Source organism: Macrococcus psychrotolerans (genome assembly GCF_038095555.1).
Taxonomy (GTDB): Bacteria; Bacillota; Bacilli; order Staphylococcales; family Staphylococcaceae; genus Macrococcoides; species Macrococcoides psychrotolerans.
The window spans coordinates 1,027,054-1,044,453 of sequence record NZ_CP124591.1 but is presented as its reverse complement, the minus strand read 5'-3'; the positions used below and the strand labels follow the sequence as shown (position 1 = coordinate 1,044,453).

Annotated in this window: 12 protein-coding genes; 3 read left to right on the top strand and 9 right to left on the bottom strand. The window is 37.0% G+C overall.

All coding sequences use genetic code 11. From position 1 onward, the window contains the following. Positions 1-174: 174 nt before the first annotated feature. Positions 175-2,214, bottom strand: coding sequence for a glucose-specific PTS transporter subunit IIBC (gene ptsG / locus QA539_RS05220; RefSeq protein WP_219494753.1), 2,040 nt, complete (start codon positions 2,212-2,214; stop codon positions 175-177). 114 nt (positions 2,215-2,328) lie between these two features. Continuing rightward, on the bottom strand, positions 2,329-3,189 hold the full coding sequence (glcT, locus tag QA539_RS05215; protein ID WP_419894908.1) for a glucose PTS transporter transcription antiterminator GlcT: 861 nt from the start codon (positions 3,187-3,189) through the stop codon (positions 2,329-2,331). Between the two features lie 90 nt (positions 3,190-3,279). On the opposite strand from glcT, the gene QA539_RS05210 reads away from it, so the two are divergent. Next, on the top strand, positions 3,280-4,251 hold the full coding sequence (locus tag QA539_RS05210) for a DUF1002 domain-containing protein (RefSeq protein WP_419894907.1): 972 nt from the start codon (positions 3,280-3,282) through the stop codon (positions 4,249-4,251). 32 nt (positions 4,252-4,283) lie between these two features. Here the strand turns inward: QA539_RS05210 and QA539_RS05205 are convergent, their stop codons facing one another. From QA539_RS05205 to parE, 3 genes are all read right to left on the bottom strand, one after another. After that, positions 4,284-5,720, bottom strand: coding sequence for an alanine/glycine:cation symporter family protein (locus tag QA539_RS05205; protein ID WP_219494828.1), 1,437 nt, complete (start codon positions 5,718-5,720; stop codon positions 4,284-4,286). 130 nt (positions 5,721-5,850) lie between these two features. After that, entirely contained in the window at positions 5,851-8,262 is a 2,412-nt protein-coding gene (gene parC, locus QA539_RS05200) for a DNA topoisomerase IV subunit A (RefSeq protein WP_419894906.1), read from the bottom strand. Next, positions 8,255-10,291 (bottom strand): DNA topoisomerase IV subunit B, encoded by a 2,037-nt coding sequence (gene parE / locus QA539_RS05195; protein ID WP_419894905.1) that lies wholly within the window; start codon positions 10,289-10,291, stop codon positions 8,255-8,257. The genes parC and parE overlap by 8 nt, the downstream gene beginning before the upstream one ends. 196 nt (positions 10,292-10,487) lie before the next feature. Between parE and plsY the strand changes: the two genes are divergently transcribed. Next, positions 10,488-11,075, top strand: a complete 588-nt coding sequence (gene plsY, locus QA539_RS05190) for a glycerol-3-phosphate 1-O-acyltransferase PlsY (RefSeq protein ID WP_419895593.1) — start codon at positions 10,488-10,490, stop codon at positions 11,073-11,075. Between the two features lie 109 nt (positions 11,076-11,184). On the opposite strand, the gene QA539_RS05185 is transcribed toward plsY, so the two are convergent. The 3 genes from QA539_RS05185 to QA539_RS05175 all read right to left on the bottom strand — a co-directional run bounded on the left by QA539_RS05185 (position 11,185) and on the right by QA539_RS05175 (position 16,141). Continuing rightward, on the bottom strand, positions 11,185-11,622 hold the full coding sequence (locus tag QA539_RS05185; RefSeq protein ID WP_219494748.1) for an acyl-CoA thioesterase: 438 nt from the start codon (positions 11,620-11,622) through the stop codon (positions 11,185-11,187). A gap of 86 nt (positions 11,623-11,708) precedes the next feature. Next, a complete protein-coding gene (gene acnA, locus QA539_RS05180) occupies positions 11,709-14,417 on the bottom strand; it encodes an aconitate hydratase AcnA (RefSeq protein ID WP_419894904.1) in 2,709 nt (902 codons plus the stop codon). 173 nt (positions 14,418-14,590) lie between these two features. Then, positions 14,591-16,141, bottom strand: coding sequence for a glycine betaine uptake BCCT transporter (locus tag QA539_RS05175; RefSeq protein WP_419894903.1), 1,551 nt, complete (start codon positions 16,139-16,141; stop codon positions 14,591-14,593). 194 nt (positions 16,142-16,335) lie between these two features. Here QA539_RS05175 and mscL point away from each other — a divergent pair, with 194 nt between their 5' ends. After that, on the top strand, positions 16,336-16,698 hold the full coding sequence (gene mscL / locus QA539_RS05170; protein ID WP_219494826.1) for a large conductance mechanosensitive channel protein MscL: 363 nt from the start codon (positions 16,336-16,338) through the stop codon (positions 16,696-16,698). 28 nt (positions 16,699-16,726) lie between these two features. Here the strand turns inward: mscL and QA539_RS05165 are convergent, their stop codons facing one another. Further along, complete coding sequence (locus QA539_RS05165) at positions 16,727-17,350, bottom strand: SCO family protein (protein WP_219494745.1); 624 nt, start codon at positions 17,348-17,350, stop codon at positions 16,727-16,729. Positions 17,351-17,400 lie beyond the last annotated feature (50 nt).

Sequence of the window (17,400 nt, the reverse complement as noted above, 5' to 3'; positions counted from 1 at the left end):
GCGCCCTTCCTTATGTAACATATTATTTTACTTATATACTTTTAGTTTACATAATATATTTATAATATTTATTTATACAATATAAAGAAATTTAACCACATATAATAAAAAAAAGCAAGGGACATCGCTACAGATAGATGTCCCTTGATGTTCCTTGATGTTCCTTGATTTTACTTATTTAACTGAAAGTAAACGTTCTCCAGATTGAATTTTTCCATAGTTGACATCATGGATCATTTGATTATTCAAATTAGTGAAGATAATTGGTGTAATATCACTATCCGCATTTGCTCTGATATAATCCAGATCTACTTTTAACAACGACTGACCTTTAGTGATTTTATCACCAGGCGCTACGAGCATTTCAAATCCGTTACCTTTTAATCCAACGGTTTCTAATCCGAAGTGGATTAAAACTTCAAGACCGTTTTCATCTTCAAGTCCAATCGCATGTTTCGTCGGGAAATCCATCTTCAAGACTCCATCGAATGGTGCTACCACTTCACCGACAGAAGGTATGATTGCAACCCCATCTCCCATTAGCTTCTGGCTGAATACTTGATCTGGTACTTGAGATAAATCTACTACCTCACCAGTAATCGGAGCATATACAATATGTTCCTCTATTGCTGGTACAGCTTCGATTTGTTCTTCAGCTTTAACCGTATTCATCTCTTCAGTGACAGTCGTTTGTTCTGGACGCGTTATGTCTCCTGAAATGATTCGAGCCATATCATGTTTAATCTGATCTGACTTAGGCCCAAAGATTGCCTGCATATTGTTTCCTACCTCTAACACGCCAGCTGCACCTAATGCTTTTAACTCGCCGACATCTACTTTGGACTTATCGTTAACTTCAACTCTAAGTCTTGTAATACAAGCATCTAGATGTTTGATGTTCTCTTTACCACCCATTGCATCAAGCACGTGAAATGGAAGTTCATTAGTAGACGTTTCTTTAACTGTAACTTCTTCATCTTCACGACCAGGTGTTTTTAAGTTAAATTTAGTAATACAGAATCTAAATACTGTGTAGTAAATCAATGCATAGACTAATCCGACAGGGATTACTAACCACCATGGAGTTCTGCCTTGTAACATTCCAAAGGTGAAGAAATCAATAAATCCTCCTGAAAATGTATAACCGAGGTGTAAATCCATTAGATATAGTATTAAGAATGATAATCCATCTAACACTGCATGAACAAAGAATAAAATTGGTGCTGCAAATAAGAATGAAAATTCTAAAGGTTCAGTTATACCTGTTAAGAATGAAGTTAATGCAGCTGATGCCATTAATCCTCCTACAAATTTTTTCTTTTCAGGTTTTGCTGTATGATAGATGGCTAACGCCGCCGCTGGCAAACCAAACATCATAACAGGGAATTCACCTTGCATAAATGCTCCAGCTGTTAAAGGTACTTTATCTTGTATTTGAGCCATAAAGATATTTAAATCACCATGTACAACTTTTCCGGCTGCATTCGTATATGTACCAAATTCAAACCAGAAAGGTGCATGGAAGATATGATGCAAACCAAATGGAATTAATAATCGTTTAATCATTCCAAAGAAGAATACGGCTAATGCCTTGTTTTCTTCCATCAAGAACAATGATAAACCATTCATACCACTTTGAATTACTGGCCAGATAAAGAACATTATTATCCCTAATATAAACGAACTAAATGCCGTTACAATAGGCACGAATCTTTTACCAGCAAAGAAACCTAAAAATGGCGGTAAATTAATATTATAGAACTTATTATAAGCCCATGCGGCTAAAATACCTATAATTATTCCACCAAAAACACCCGTCTGCAACGTTGGAATTCCTAAAATTGTAGCGTATCCTGGACTTTTTGTAACATTCTCAGCAGTGATACCACCAATCTGACCCATAGTTACATTTAAAACTAGATATCCTACAAAGGCTGCTATCGCTGCAACCCCATCGCCACCTGCAAGTCCTACGGCCACTCCCAAAGCAAAGAGTAATGGTAAGTTATCAAAGATAACTCCACCTGCAGCTTGTAACATTGAAGCAATTTTTACGACAATGTCATTCGCTAAAAACGGGAAAAAATCTACTAATGATTCTGTTTGTAATGCTGCTCCAATTCCTAGCAGTAACCCTGCAGCTGGAAGGATTGCCACCGGAAGCATCAATGCTTTACCGATACGTTGTAATTGACCGAAAAACGTTTTCCACATACTGTATTCCTCCTAAATAGTTTTTTGATGTAAAGTGATGCAGTGTCCCATATAAAAAGGCATGAGTACACACTGGTCCCATGTACCAGTGATAACTCATGCCTGCATTATCAGTTACACGTTATCAACTTCAGTATTAAATGCTTGAATATGCATCGTAAGATATACCAATTCCGAGTCATAGACAGGCTTATTTAAATAAGTCTGCATCATCTTCACGATCTTTACAGATGTATTGTAACACAGAGGATACTGCTGTTTCAATAGGCTTTCTAATGTTTTTTGTTCCGGCATCCTCTCATCAGACATCACACGTTGCACAGTAAATGTAATATGTCTTAAAAATCTTGAATATGTAATAGAATCTCTATCAACAGTAACCTTTAGATCTTGCTCAATAATCGTTATTGCATGTTGAACAACTTCAGTCATCAGACGCATATCTCTTAACGAGTGATTGTTCACCGACGAATGGATATGCAGTGCAATAAAACCTACTTCTGTCTTCGGGAATTGTACCTGCAGCCTGTCATTCAGCATCGCTACGACCTGTTCAGCAATCAGAAACTCCTGTCTGTAGAGACTTTCAGTTTCTTTCAGGAAAGGATTGGCCACAATGATGCCTTCCTGATAACGTTTTAATGCAAAAATGATATGATCCGTAAGAGATAAAAGAATATTATCATTCATCTCTCCATTCGTTTTATGATCGATAAATTCGATCACTTCTATGACTGTCTGGATTACTTCATCATTTGTTAGAGTTAATAATGACTTATATCTTTCCTGCTCAGAAGATGACTTAAGTTCAAATATCTTCTCTATACGTTCAAGTTCACTATCCTTTAAAACTGCCCCACTTTTCTTACCAAAGCCTATACCTTTGCCTATCAGGATAGTTTCTCCTTCATGTCCTTGAGTTATCACAACATTATTATTCAATACTTTAATCACATGATATTTCAAAAATAACACCTCATTCCAAAGACCTATATCACAATAAACATGCCCATGATAATATAAAGGTATATACTAAAAATATATAAATTATCAGGAGGATTATATATGAAAAAACTTATTATTTTAATATTAACAGTATTTCTTTCGTTAATGCTCATGATCCCTCAGCGTGCCCACGCGGTAACGCAAGAAGCATGGTCTGAAGCAGTGACAGTGTATGGTGCAGCATTAGAACAGAATAACGTCCTTAAAGATAAGACGAGTGACCTGCTTCAAACGGATGCCCAGGATAAAACGACGTATGTCTATGCTGAAGACTTAGGAAAGTACTTAAATCTCCAATCAAGTAACGATGTATTAAAGTCTAGTATTCGTATCAAAAAGCTATCTGCTGGTAGTGGTCTCACTTTAAATATAAACCAATCTGCCGGTAAAATCACTAAAATCACTGAGGATACTTATAAGAATGCTTTACTTACAGCAGGTGTAACTGATGCTGATGTTACTATTGCAGCCGCTGAAGATGTTACCGGTGAAAGTGCACTCGCTGGTGTCTATAAAGCATTCGAAACACAAGGTGAGCCAATCGATCAGTCGAAGACACAAGCTGCTCAGGATGAACTTAATTCTATCTCTAACATTAACGAACAAAATACAGATGTCAATGGTTACTCTCAAGAACAGCTCAATAAAGCGATCGCTGAAGCGAAAGCAGAGATTGCAAAGCAAGGTGCCAATCTAAATACGACAGAAATCAAAAACATTGTTATTCAGAAGATTGAGAATAATGGTCTGACAAATATCATTAATGACAATCAGATTAATATTATCGTTAACTTTATAGAAAATGCACAAAATAACGGCGTTTTCAGTGGTGAAAATAAAGATAAATTTATTGAAGGCACAAAAAACTATGTAGATGATATCAAAAATTCTGAAGGCTTTAAAAAAGCTACAGATAAAGCAAAGGAACTTGGTAATAATATTAGTGACACACTGAAAGATGAAGGCTTCTGGGACAAGATTATGAACTTCATCCAGTCTATAATCGACTGGGTAGCGAGTCTTTTCAAATAAAAATACTAAGCTGCAGCTGCAGCTTAGTATTTTTATTTATGATTTATTTCTTTATCTCTAAAGTGATACGGGTTATCTCCCCAAGTCTCAACGTCTGATAAATCCGCTTTAACATTCTCTGTTCTAAATACAGGATTAAGTCCTTTCTTACGCTGTTCTCCGTAATCTTTAGCAACTTCAAATACGACATGTGCTAATCCGATAAGCGCAGTAATATTCAAGATCGCCATAAGCCCCATAAATAAATCTGCAGTCGCCCAGACCGTCTCTACTTTAACTACTGCACCGAAAAATACCATGAGTACGACAATAAATCTGAAGATAAACATGACTACTTTGTTAGTCGTTAAGTATTCAATATTTGATTGCCCATAATAATAGTTACCAATCACTGAAGAATACCCAAATAAGAATACTGCTACTGTCAGGAAGAAACCACCGAAACTACCGACATGGTTATTTAGCGCAGCTTGTGTAACTGCTACACCTTGTGGTACTTTCTCCCCAAACTCTAATCCTGAGTATAATAAGATCATAATTGCAGTTGCAGTACATACAATCATCGTATCAAAGAATACACCTAATGACTGAATTAAACCTTGCTTTACCGGATGGCTAACAGCAGCTGTTGCAGCAGCATTAGGTGCTGATCCCATACCAGCTTCATTTGAGAATAATCCACGCTTAATCCCCTGCATAATAGTAAAACCTAATGCACCGCCAAATGCCTGTTCCATACCGAATGCGCCTTTTATAATACTGATTATCATCGGAATTACATCACCAATATGCATAATTAAAATAAAGAGCACAAGCAGAATATAAAAAATTGCCATAACAGGTACGACAGCAGAAGTTACATTTGCAATCCATCGTACACCACCGAAAATTACAATCGCTGTAATGATTGCTAGAACTACTCCTGTAATCCATGCAGGTGTATTATATTGTGTATTTAAACTTTCGGCAATCGTATTTGATTGCACAGTATTGAAGACAAATGCAAACGTAACAGTTATTAAAAGCGCAAAAGTTGTTCCTAACCACTTCTGTCCAAGCCCCTGTTCCATATAATATGCCGGACCTCCACGAAAGCCACCCTTTTCATCTTTAACCTTATAAACTTGCGCTAACGTCGCCTCAAAGAATGCACTTGCTGCACCAAAAAAAGCAATAATCCACATCCAGAATACTGCACCAGGTCCGCCAAGAACAATAGCAGTGGCAACACCTGCAATATTTCCGGTACCTACACGACTCGCTGCACTAATAGCAAACGCCTGGAAAGAAGATATGCCTTTTTGTCCATCATCCAATGTCTCTGGTTTCTCACCGATGACTCTAAACATCTCTGGTAACCAGCGAAGCTGTATAAATCTAGAACTTAAACTAAAGAAAAATCCGGCAAGCAATAATAATCCAATTAAAAATTGCGACCAAATCATATCATTTCCGGTAGATACTATCATCTTAAACCATTCCGGAATCCACGCATCAAAATTTACTTTTGATATATCCAAAATAAAAACCCTCCACTATTCAAAGTAAAATAAGACTAAAACTATTTTACCATAGATAGTGTAAGGGTCTACACAAACTTTATAAATCCACAGAATTTATATAAAGTTTAACAACTTCACCAAAAGCCTTCTCATCGATGATAAAGCTGCCATTAGTATAACGATCTGTTTTTCTGATTGCTTTTGTTATCCCATGTTTTTCATGGTGTTCCGATACGAGTGTATATGCCATATCTTCAGTGATGATGTATGCACCGATAATCTGGTGAGGATTATTTTTTAATTCTTTTAGTATCATCAGACCGCGTTGGGCACGTTTTCCTTCTTCAAATAATTGAATATCCATTTTTTTCATTGCACCACGTTGTGTTGCGATCAGCAATGAACTTTCTGGATAGATGATTTCCGTTGTTATGACAACATCATTATCTTTAAGATTGATTGATTTAACACCTGCAGCTTTAAGTCCTGTATCATTAAGTTCCGTTAATGAATAATGCAGACTCATGCCTTGCTTCGTAACGACAAGAATATGTTCACTGCCCGTTACTACATGAATAGTATTCACAACATCATTATCTTTTAGCTTCATATTAATGAGCGGTCTAGAATATCTTGTAACTTCAAAGTCCTTCAACGAAGATAATTTTATCATACCATTTCTTGTAGCGGCTAAAATTTTCGCGTCTGAATTGAAGTCCGTGACCGTAATCATATGAATCACGCGCTCATCGCCATCTATTGGTACAATTTGAGAAATATGCGTTCCAAGATCTTTCCATCTTATTTCAGGCAACTGATGATTTGGAATATACATATATCGTCCTTTATCTGTAAATACTAACGTTATATGCTGAAGATTGCTTTCACGATAAGCTAGTAATTGATCGTCTTCTTTCATACCAAGCTCGGTTACACCACTAGCACTAAAACTACGTGGAGATGTGCGTTTTATGTAACCTTCCCTTGTAATACTGATCACTGTTTCTTCATTGGGAACAAGGATTTCCTTAGAAATCTTAATTTCTGCAATTTTTTCTTCAATATTGCTCAGGCGCACTTCTTTAAATTCCTTTTGGATTGCTTTTAATTCCTTTTTGATCACTTTTTTCAGATGCGTCTCATCATTCAATATAAGTGATAACTGCTTGAGTCTATCTTTTAATGCTTCATGCTCTGCTTCTAATGCCACAATATCTGTATTGGTTAATCGATAGAGTTGAAGCATAACGATTGCTTCAGCCTGTGCTTCAGTAAAATCAAACTTATGTACCAGGTTGTGTTTTGCATCAGCTTTATTTGACGAATTACGGATGACTTCAATTACCTGATCTAATATAGAAAGTGCTTTGATCAATCCTTCAACAATATGCATACGCTTCTCTGCGTGATCATAGTCATATTGACTGCGTCTTGTAACAACTTCTTTTTGATGACTGATAAAACTGTTAAGCATATCACGAACCCCTAGCAGTTTCGGGCGACGATCGCTAATTGCTACCATATTAAAGTTATATGCAACCTGTAGGTCTGTATTTTTATAAAGGAAATTAAGAATGCCTTCACTATATGCATCTTTCTTCAACTCGATAGCAATCCTTAATCCGTTTCGATCCGTTTCATCACGCACCTCGATAATTCCGTCGACCTTCTTATCTGCACGGAGTTCATCAATACGCTTAACAAGATTACTCTTATTCACTTCAAATGGAATTTCTGAGATAATAATCTCTTCTCTCCCACCACGTAGTTTTTCAATATCTACTTTTCCGCGAACCTGTATCTTACCTTTTCCTGTCTCGTATGCCTGTTTAATACCTGATTTACCCATTATTATGCCGCCTGTCGGGAAATCGGGTCCTGGTAGTACCTGCATTATTTCATCAGTAGATATATTCGGTTTATCTATGACTTTTAACGTCGCATTAATCACTTCATCCAGATTGTGCGGGGGTATATCCGTAGCATATCCAGCTGAAATACCAGTCGACCCATTAACGAGTAGATTCGGGTAGTTCGCCGGTAATACCATCGGCTCCATCGTAGTATCATCAAAGTTCTGTACAAAATCAACGGTCTCTTTATTAATATCTTCAAGCAAGATGTTAGCAAGCTTAGATAACTTAGCTTCAGTATAACGCATTGCTGCAGGCGGATCGTTATCGATACTTCCGTTATTACCATGCATCTCAACAAGGACATGTCTCAGTTTCCAGTCCTGACTCATACGGACCATTGCATCATACACGGATGAATCCCCGTGCGGATGATAGTTTCCGATGACGTTACCAACCGTTTTTGCGCTTTTTCTGTAGTTCTTGTCGTATGTATTTCCTTCTGCGTACATCGCAAATAAAATACGGCGTTGAACGGGCTTAAGCCCGTCACGTACATCCGGAATCGCTCGATCCTGTATAATATATTTACTATAGCGACCAAAACGGTCACCGATTACATCTTCAAGCGGAAGACTTTGTATATTCTCATTCATTATCCTCACCCTTTTCATCATCCTGAATTGTTTCGATATCCTCTACTTCTGTTAAGCGTTCGACTTCATCGTTTTCCAGGATGCTTACATCTTCCTGCATACCGAACTCAACATGGCGTTCAATCCAGTCACGTCGTGGTTCAACCTTGTCTCCCATTAATGTTGAGACACGTTTAGCACTTCTAAGTTCATCATCGATTTCAACACGAATTAAAGTTCTCGTCTCAGGATTCATCGTCGTATCCCATAGTTGATCTGCATTCATTTCTCCAAGCCCTTTATATCGCTGTAGAATAAAGCCCTTACCTACCTTCTTTTGAACCCCTTTAAGTTCATCATCTGTCCAGGCATATTCAATGACTTCGTTCTTCCCTTTACCTTTAGAAACTTTATATAACGGTGGTAACGCAATATAAACTTTGCCAGCATCAATCAAAGGTTTCATATATTTAAAGAAGAATGTCAGAAGCAGCACTTGAATATGTGCACCATCTGTGTCCGCATCTGTCATTATAATGACTTTGTCATAGTTTGCATCTTTAATTTCAAAATCATTTCCGACACCTGCACCAATCGTATGAATAATGGTGCTGATTTCTTCGTTTTTTAGAATATCTTCGAGCTTTGCTTTTTCTGTATTGATAACTTTACCACGTAACGGAAGAATCGCCTGAAACTTACGATCCCGCCCAAGTTTAGCAGAACCACCTGCTGAATCTCCTTCGACTAGGTAAAGTTCGTTACGGCTCGTATCCTTACTTTGTGCAGGTGTGAGTTTACCTGACAATAATGTTTCTTTACGTTTATTCTTCTTACCATTTCGCGCTTCTTCACGTGCTTTACGTGCAGCATCTCTTGCCTGAGCTGCTTTTACCGCTTTCTTCACTAATTTCTGACTTAATACTCCGTTTTCCTCAAAATAGAATGGAAGTTGTTCACTTAATACACTATCCACTGCACTACGCGCTTCACTCGTTCCAAGCTTCGACTTCGTCTGTCCTTCAAACTGCAGTAGATTCTCGGGAATCTTAACCGAAATGATTGCAGTCATCCCTTCACGAATATCATTACCATCGAGATTCTTATCCTTAGCTTTCAACTCTCCGATTTTTCTGGCATATTCATTGAATACTCGTGTGATAGCAGTCTTCATCCCAACCTCATGTGTACCACCATCTTTCGTTCTCACATTATTAACAAATGAAAGAACGGTCTCTGAGTACTGATCGTTAAACTGAAATGCGACTTCAATTTCGATATCATGTGACTTACCGCTAAACTTCGCCACTTCGTGTAACGTTTCTTTACCTTCGTTGACAAAGTTGACAAAATCTTTTAATCCATCCTCGTAATAGAACACTTCCTGACGTTCCTCATTATTTCTAAGATCAGTGATCGTGATTTTAAGGTTGTTGAGTAGAAATGCAGATTCACGTAACCTTTCACTTAACGTATCAAAATTAAATTTAACTGTCTGTTTAAAGATAGATGGGTCAGGTTTAAATGTCACAGTCGTCCCTGTCTTTTTTGATTTCCCGATTTCTTCTAACGTTGTAGCGGGTACTCCACCATCTTGAAAGCGCTGCTTGAATATCTTTCCATTATTATATATTGTCACCTCGAGCCAGCTGCTTAAAGCATTAACAACAGAAGCTCCAACTCCGTGCAGTCCTCCAGTTGTCTTATAGCCCCCTTGACCAAATTTCCCTCCTGCATGCAGCACAGTAAATATTACCTCTGGCGTTGGCTTTCCGGTCTTATGCAGCCCTGTTGGCATACCACGACCATTATCTGTTACTGTTACAGAGTCATCTGCATTGAGAACAACGTTAATTTCATTACCGTGACCATTCAATGCTTCGTCAATTGAATTATCAAGAATTTCATATACAAGATGATGTAATCCTCTTGAATCCGTAGATCCTATATACATCCCTGGTCTTTTTCTAACTGCTTCAAGACCCTCTAAGACTTGAATGGATTCATCATTATACTGATTATTTGCCAAGTGCTTACCTCCTACAAACATACGTTCGAAAATTTATATACATTCATTATTTTAAATGAAACCCTTAAAAATGCAAGCTTTTACAAATCGTTATTATTTAAGTTTACATAATAATATTATTTATTTTTTATAATATTTTTCTACACAACTATTTTTGTATGCGTTATAATAGATATAGTTATGAATTACTATTAGTACCTACCCATAAAGGAGAAAAATTATGCAGATTGCATTATTACTAGCAATTGCCTATCTACTTGGTGCAATTCCAACAGGTTTGATTGTAGGCAAACTATTATTTAACAAAGATATTCGTAAGTTTGGCAGTGGAAATTTAGGTGCAACCAACACTTTTCGAGTATTAGGTAAGAATGCCGGTATATTTGTCACGATATTCGATGTTGCGAAAGGGGTTCTTCCTGCAATATTTCCAATTATATTTGACCTTGATATTCATGGTATATGGTTTGGACTTGCAGCAATAATTGGTCATGTTTACCCTATTTACTTGAAATTTAGAGGCGGAAAGGCAGTAGCAACAAGTGCCGGTGTGATTCTTGGAGTAAATCCATTGATCTTCCTTATCATCGCTGTAATATTCTTTGCCTTACTGTTTACAACACGAATGGTATCGTTAACAAGTATTTTGACGAGCATCGGAAACTTTATTACTACATTATTTTTCGATGATATCATTTTGAAGATCATCTCATTTCTGATTATGTTGATTATTATTATTCGTCACAGCAGCAATATCAGGAGAATTATTTCAGGAACAGAGCCTAAGATACAGTTTAAAAAATAATATATCCCTTTTATAGCAGAATTAAAAATCCGAACACTGAAGTCAAACGATAGACTCCCCACAGTGTCCGGATTTTTATATTCCAACTTTTCTTAATTAAGCTGTATAATCAATTGATATTATCGTTATCATCAGATGAAAGTTCAATATATTTCTCATGCCATTCAGGATAGTAACGATCAAGTCGGATAGGGATTTCACTACCTCTTTTTATAACGACATGCGTTGTTCTACCAGTCGCTGCGATGGCTCCATCTTCTTTAACAATCTCGTATGCATAAATGGTCTTAAGCTTACTATATCGTTCAATCCATGTTCTTACAGTAATTGTCTCTGGATAAGTAATCGATTTCCTATATTGTACCGATACATCCACCACCGGAGAGATTAATCCTTCATCTTCCATCGCTTGATAGCTAAATCCTGCTTTCTTTATAAAATCCGTTCTTGCAACTTCAAACCAGATTAAATAGTTCGCATGATAGACGACACCCATCTTATCCGTTTCAGCGTATCGAACCTCAATATCTTTTTCTGTTATATACATTCATCTGACTCCTTATTTATACTATTGTATCTATCATACACCAGTTTCAATAAAAAAACAGGGACAAAAAAGTCCCTGTCAACCTATCACTCAGCTAATTTGCCTCGTAGCACCATTTGAAGGATACCACCGTGACGGTAGTAATCGAGCTCCACTTCTGAATCAAAACGAGCTAAAGCATTAAATTCTACTTGAGTACCATCTGTTTTAACTGCTGTTACCTTAACTTCATCACGAGGTTTAATACCTTCATGAATATCTACAGAGAACTTCTCACTGCCATCCAGACCTAATTTTTCTGCTGAATCCCCTTTTAAGAACTGTAAAGGTAGTACACCCATCATGACTAAGTTAGAACGGTGAATACGCTCGTAACTTTGCGCGATTACAGTTTTCACACCTAAAAGATTAGTACCTTTTGCAGCCCAGTCACGACTAGAACCCATTCCATAATCATTACCTGCTAATACAACCAGTCCTGTGCCATCTACCTGATATTTCATACAAGCATCAAAGATAGGCATAACTTCACCTGTTGGCCAGTAAGTAGTATATCCACCTTCCGTACCAGGTGCAATCTGGTTTTTAATACGAATATTTGCAAATGTACCACGCATCATTACTTCATGGTTACCACGACGAGAACCATATGAGTTGAAGTCACGGATTTCTACGCCATTCTCACGCAGGTACTTTCCTGCTGGCGTATCTTTACCGATAGCACCTGCTGGAGAGATGTGGTCAGTTGTTACTGAGTCACCAAATTTACCCATAACGGCGAGATTTTCTAATGGTGCAATGCTTCCTGGTTCTTTTGATAAACCCTGGAAGAATGTTGGATTTTGAATATATGTTGAAGTTGGATCAAAATCATATAATGGTTGATCAGTAGACTCAATCTGGTTCCACATTGCATTTGAATTAAATACATTCTCATATTCTTTGCGGAATAATTCTGGTGTTACTACTGAATTTACTTCATTTTTAACTTCATCAATTGTCGGCCAGATATCTCTTAAGAATACATCTTTACCGTCATGTCCTTTACCGATTGGATCGTTTTGAAGATCGATATTAACAGTACCCGCTAAAGCATAAGCGACAACGAGCTGCGGTGAAGCTAAGTAGTTCGCTTTAACTAAAGGATGGATACGGCCTTCAAAGTTACGGTTACCTGATAATACAGATGTCACTAATAAATCTTCATTAGAAATTGTCTCTTCAATTTCAGGCAATAACGGACCTGAGTTACCAATACATGTTGTACATCCGTAACCTACAGTATTAAATCCTAATTGATCCAAGTACGTTTGAAGTCCTGAATCTTCTAGATATCCTGTTACAACCTTAGAACCCGGTGCAAGTGATGTTTTTACGTAGGCAGGGACTTGTAATCCTTTTTCTACTGCTTTTTTTGCAACAAGGCCAGCACCTAACATAACGTAAGGGTTTGAAGTATTTGTACATGATGTAATTGCTGCAATTGCAATATCACCCGTTGTCATTGTGATAGACTTTCCGTCAGCTAAAGTTGTTGTGGCAGTTTTGTCAAATTCAGCTTTATCTAAGCCGTGACCTTGGTTACCAGCTTTAGCAGTAACAGATTTAACGAATTCTTTTTTCATATTGCTTAATTTAATCAAATCTTGTGGACGTTTAGGTCCTGATAATGATGCTTCAACCGTAGATAAATCAAGAGTTAATGTATCAGTATATGTTGGATCTTCTTTATCTGTTGTAAAGAACATATCATTCTTCACTAAATATTCTTTAACGAGCTCGATATGTGCTTCATCGCGACCAGTCAAACGCATATAATTTAGCGCTTCTTCATCAACAGGGAAGAAACCACAAGTCGCACCATATTCTGGTGCCATATTGGCAATTGTCGCGCGGTCTGCAAGTGGTAAATTCACTACGCCCGGACCAAAGAATTCAACAAATTTTCCTACTACACCTTTTTTACGTAATTCCTGCGTTACACGTAATGCTAAGTCAGTTGCAGTTGTACCTTCAGGAAGCTCTCCAGTAAGTTTAACTCCAATTACTTCTGGTACTGGGAAGTATGAAGGTTGACCAAGCATACCCGCTTCAGCCTCAATACCACCAACACCCCAACCAAGCACACCGATACCATTAATCATCGTTGTATGAGAGTCAGTTCCTACTAAAGTATCAGGAAATGCAACTTGTTCACCATCTACATCACGCACATGAACAACGTTTGCTAAATATTCTAAGTTAACTTGATGCACAATACCTGTTGCTGGTGGTACTGCACGGTAGTTATCAAATGCTTTTGTCGCCCAGTTCAAAAATTGATAACGTTCTTTATTACGTGCAAATTCAAGCTCCATATTTCTTTGTAACGCTGTTTCGTTACCATATGCATCCACTTGCACAGAATGGTCAATTACAAGGTCCACCGGTACTTCTGGATTAATCTTTGTTACATCTCCACCTACATCATCCATCGCTTTACGAAGTGATGCTAAATCAACGACAGCAGGTACTCCTGTGAAGTCCTGCAAAATAACACGTGATGGCTTAAATGGAACCTCTGCGTTAGGATCGTTCTTCTTCCCCCACTTAACAAGATGTTTAATATGTTCTTCGTTAATCACTCGCCCATCGTATTGACGAAGAACAGACTCAAGTAACACACGGATAGAATAAGGAAGCTTCTTAACTTGTCCAAGCCCTAGTGATTCTAGTGACTTTAAACTGTAAAACGTAAAAGTCTTACCGTTTAACTCAAATGTCTGTTTTGCAGTTTGCTGTAAATTTGAATTCATATGTGTTCCCCCTATTTATTGATAAAGCCTTTACATATTCATTCTAATCAATATTTTATAAGAAGTAAATATTATCACATTCCAAATTAGCTATACTTAGCTATAAGTTTTACTTATAAAAAATACCTGTCGACAATTCACAATTGATTTGTCGACAGGTATTTTAAAATTTATTATTTTTGGTTATTTTGATTTTCTTGATATGATTTTCTGAATTTCTTATCAGGTTTTAACGTGAGGCCTATTCTCATACGTTCTGCATTGCCATCTTTATATAATGATAACAGCATCAGTATAAGTACAAACGAAAATGGAAAAGCTACGATGATCGCTGCACTTTGCAAGGCACTCAGTCCCCCAGCATATAAAAGTACCGCAGCAATAATTGACTGTGCCAGTCCCCATATCACCTTGATGTTGTTTGCGGGCTCAAGCGATCCATTTGTAGATTGCATACCCAGTACAAATGTCGCTGAATCAGCTGATGTAATAAAGAAAGTACAAATTAGTAGTAATGCTATTAATGATAATCCCATCGCCATCGGCATATGCTCGAATATTGCGAACAGCTGTGTTTCAACAGCAAGATCACCAATTTCAGGGAATTTCTTAAATATCTGTATCCCACTTACACCGAAGACACTAAACCACAGCATACTGATAATCGTAGGAACGAGTAATACACCAATTAAAAACTCTCGAATTGTTCGTCCTTTAGAAACTCGCGCAATGAATATACCAACAAATGGACTCCAGCTCATCCACCAACCCCAATAGTAGATTGTCCAGCCGTTCATCCACTCACGTTTCGACTGGTCTAAAGGTGCAGCATCAAAACTCATAGACAAGAAGTTCTGCAGCAAGTTCCCTAACGATGTTGAAAATATATTCATAATTAACACTGTTGGACCTAAAAAGAGAACTGCAACAAGTAATAATGTTGCTATCCCTATATTAAAATTACTTAAAATCTGTATCCCTTTTGATAGACCACTCCAAGCACTCATTAAGAATAATATAGTAACAACGACAATGATTATTAACTTTACGTTAATCGTATTTGGTACATTGAACAAGAAATGCAAACCACCATTGATCTGCTGAGCACCCATTCCTAATGAAACTGCAACCCCAACTACAGTTGCAAATACTGCAAGTACATCAATGATTGTTCCTAAAATACCATCTACTCTATCGCCAAGCAATGGTCTTAATGTCTTTGATAATAATCCCGCTTCACCTTTCCTGAATTGAGCATATGCAAGGCCTAAAGCGACTATTCCATATGTAGCCCATGCGTGAAATCCCCAATGAAAGAACGTATAGCGAAATGCATCCATCATCGCTTCATCTGACTGAGCATCAGCTGTTGGTGATTTTATAAAGTGGCTTAATGGTTCTGCAGCACCATAGAATACGAGTCCGATACCCATCCCTGCGCTAAATAACATCGCAAACCAAGATATTGTACTAAATTCTGGTTTATCTGATGGCTTACCTAATTTTAGTTTACCGATAGGGCTAAGAATCAGAAACAAACAGGCAAATACAAATATCGACGTAATCATTACATAATACCAACCGAAATATTTTGTAATGAATGCATTAATCTGGCTCGTAACCTCACCAAATCCCGACGGACTTATTACACCTAACAAAACAGTAATGATTACAAGTGATAACGCAATAAAAAATACAGGTGTCAATTTTTTTCCTGATGTCATAAAATACTCCTTCCAAATTAAAATTTTAAAAAACAGTTCTAAGTATAACAAACTATAATTAATTACACAAATAGAAACGTTTTTTCAAATCCTAATTTTTAAAGTAGGCAACTATAAATAATTTATGAAAATGAATTGATTTTTAAAATGTTACAATGTAAACTAAATATAGTAGGAGGTGACTATACATGTCTATATTAAAAGAATTCAAAGAGTTTGCTGTAAAAGGAAATGTACTTGATTTAGCTGTCGCAGTTGTTATTGGGGGTGCATTTGGTAAAATTGTTTCTTCATTAGTGGCTGATGTAATTATGCCGGTCATTGGTCTTATTTTTGGAAATACAGATTTTGCATCAAGCTGGGCTTATAAAGGAATCAAATACGGTGTCTTCATTCAATCAATCATCGATTTCTTAATCGTTGCAGGTGCAATCTTCTTGTTTATTAAACTTATCAATAAGATTACGCGTAAAAGCGACGTTGAAGAAGTTGAAGAAGCAGTCGAAGAGAATACAGTGTTATTAACTGAAATCAGAGACTTATTACGCTCCAAATAAAAAACTTCACCATCATGGTGAAGTTTTTTTATTTTTTATACGGTCCTTCTTCGATCATCGTTTTAACGTCTTCCACAATTTCTGACTTCGGAAATTTTTTATCTCCAGTATCTTTTCCCGCATAATCTTTTATTATCATCCCATTCTGATCAACAAGATAAAACGATGTACCATGTGTAGCCTGTGAGTTATTGGCTGTAGGTGGAACGACGATAGTTTTGAAGTTCTCTTCTGCAAACTGTCTGATAAACTTCTCATCATACTGTGTCACAGCTTTCCAAATCCCTTTTGGAGGATTATGCTGATTGATATAGTCACTAAGTTTCTTTGGCGTATCTTTCTTAGGATCGACACTAAAGCTGATGATGCCATAATCATCATGACTGACGCCATCCTTCTCAAGCTGATCGACAACCTGACTCATATTATAAGTCATGGGTGGACAGACTGTTTCACAGTTAGTAAAGATAAAATCCACTAGCCAGACCTTTCCTTTAAGATCTTTATTTGAAATTGACTTACCGGTTTCATCCGTTCCACTGAACTCAGTCATTGTATTGCCATATAAAGACTTTGGTTCTAATCTTGAATTACTGCACGCTGATATTATTAATGCTAAAAATAATATTAAGAAAATATTTAACTGCTTCATAGTGACCTCCTTATGTATTCATATAATACTATAGCAAACTGACTATCAAT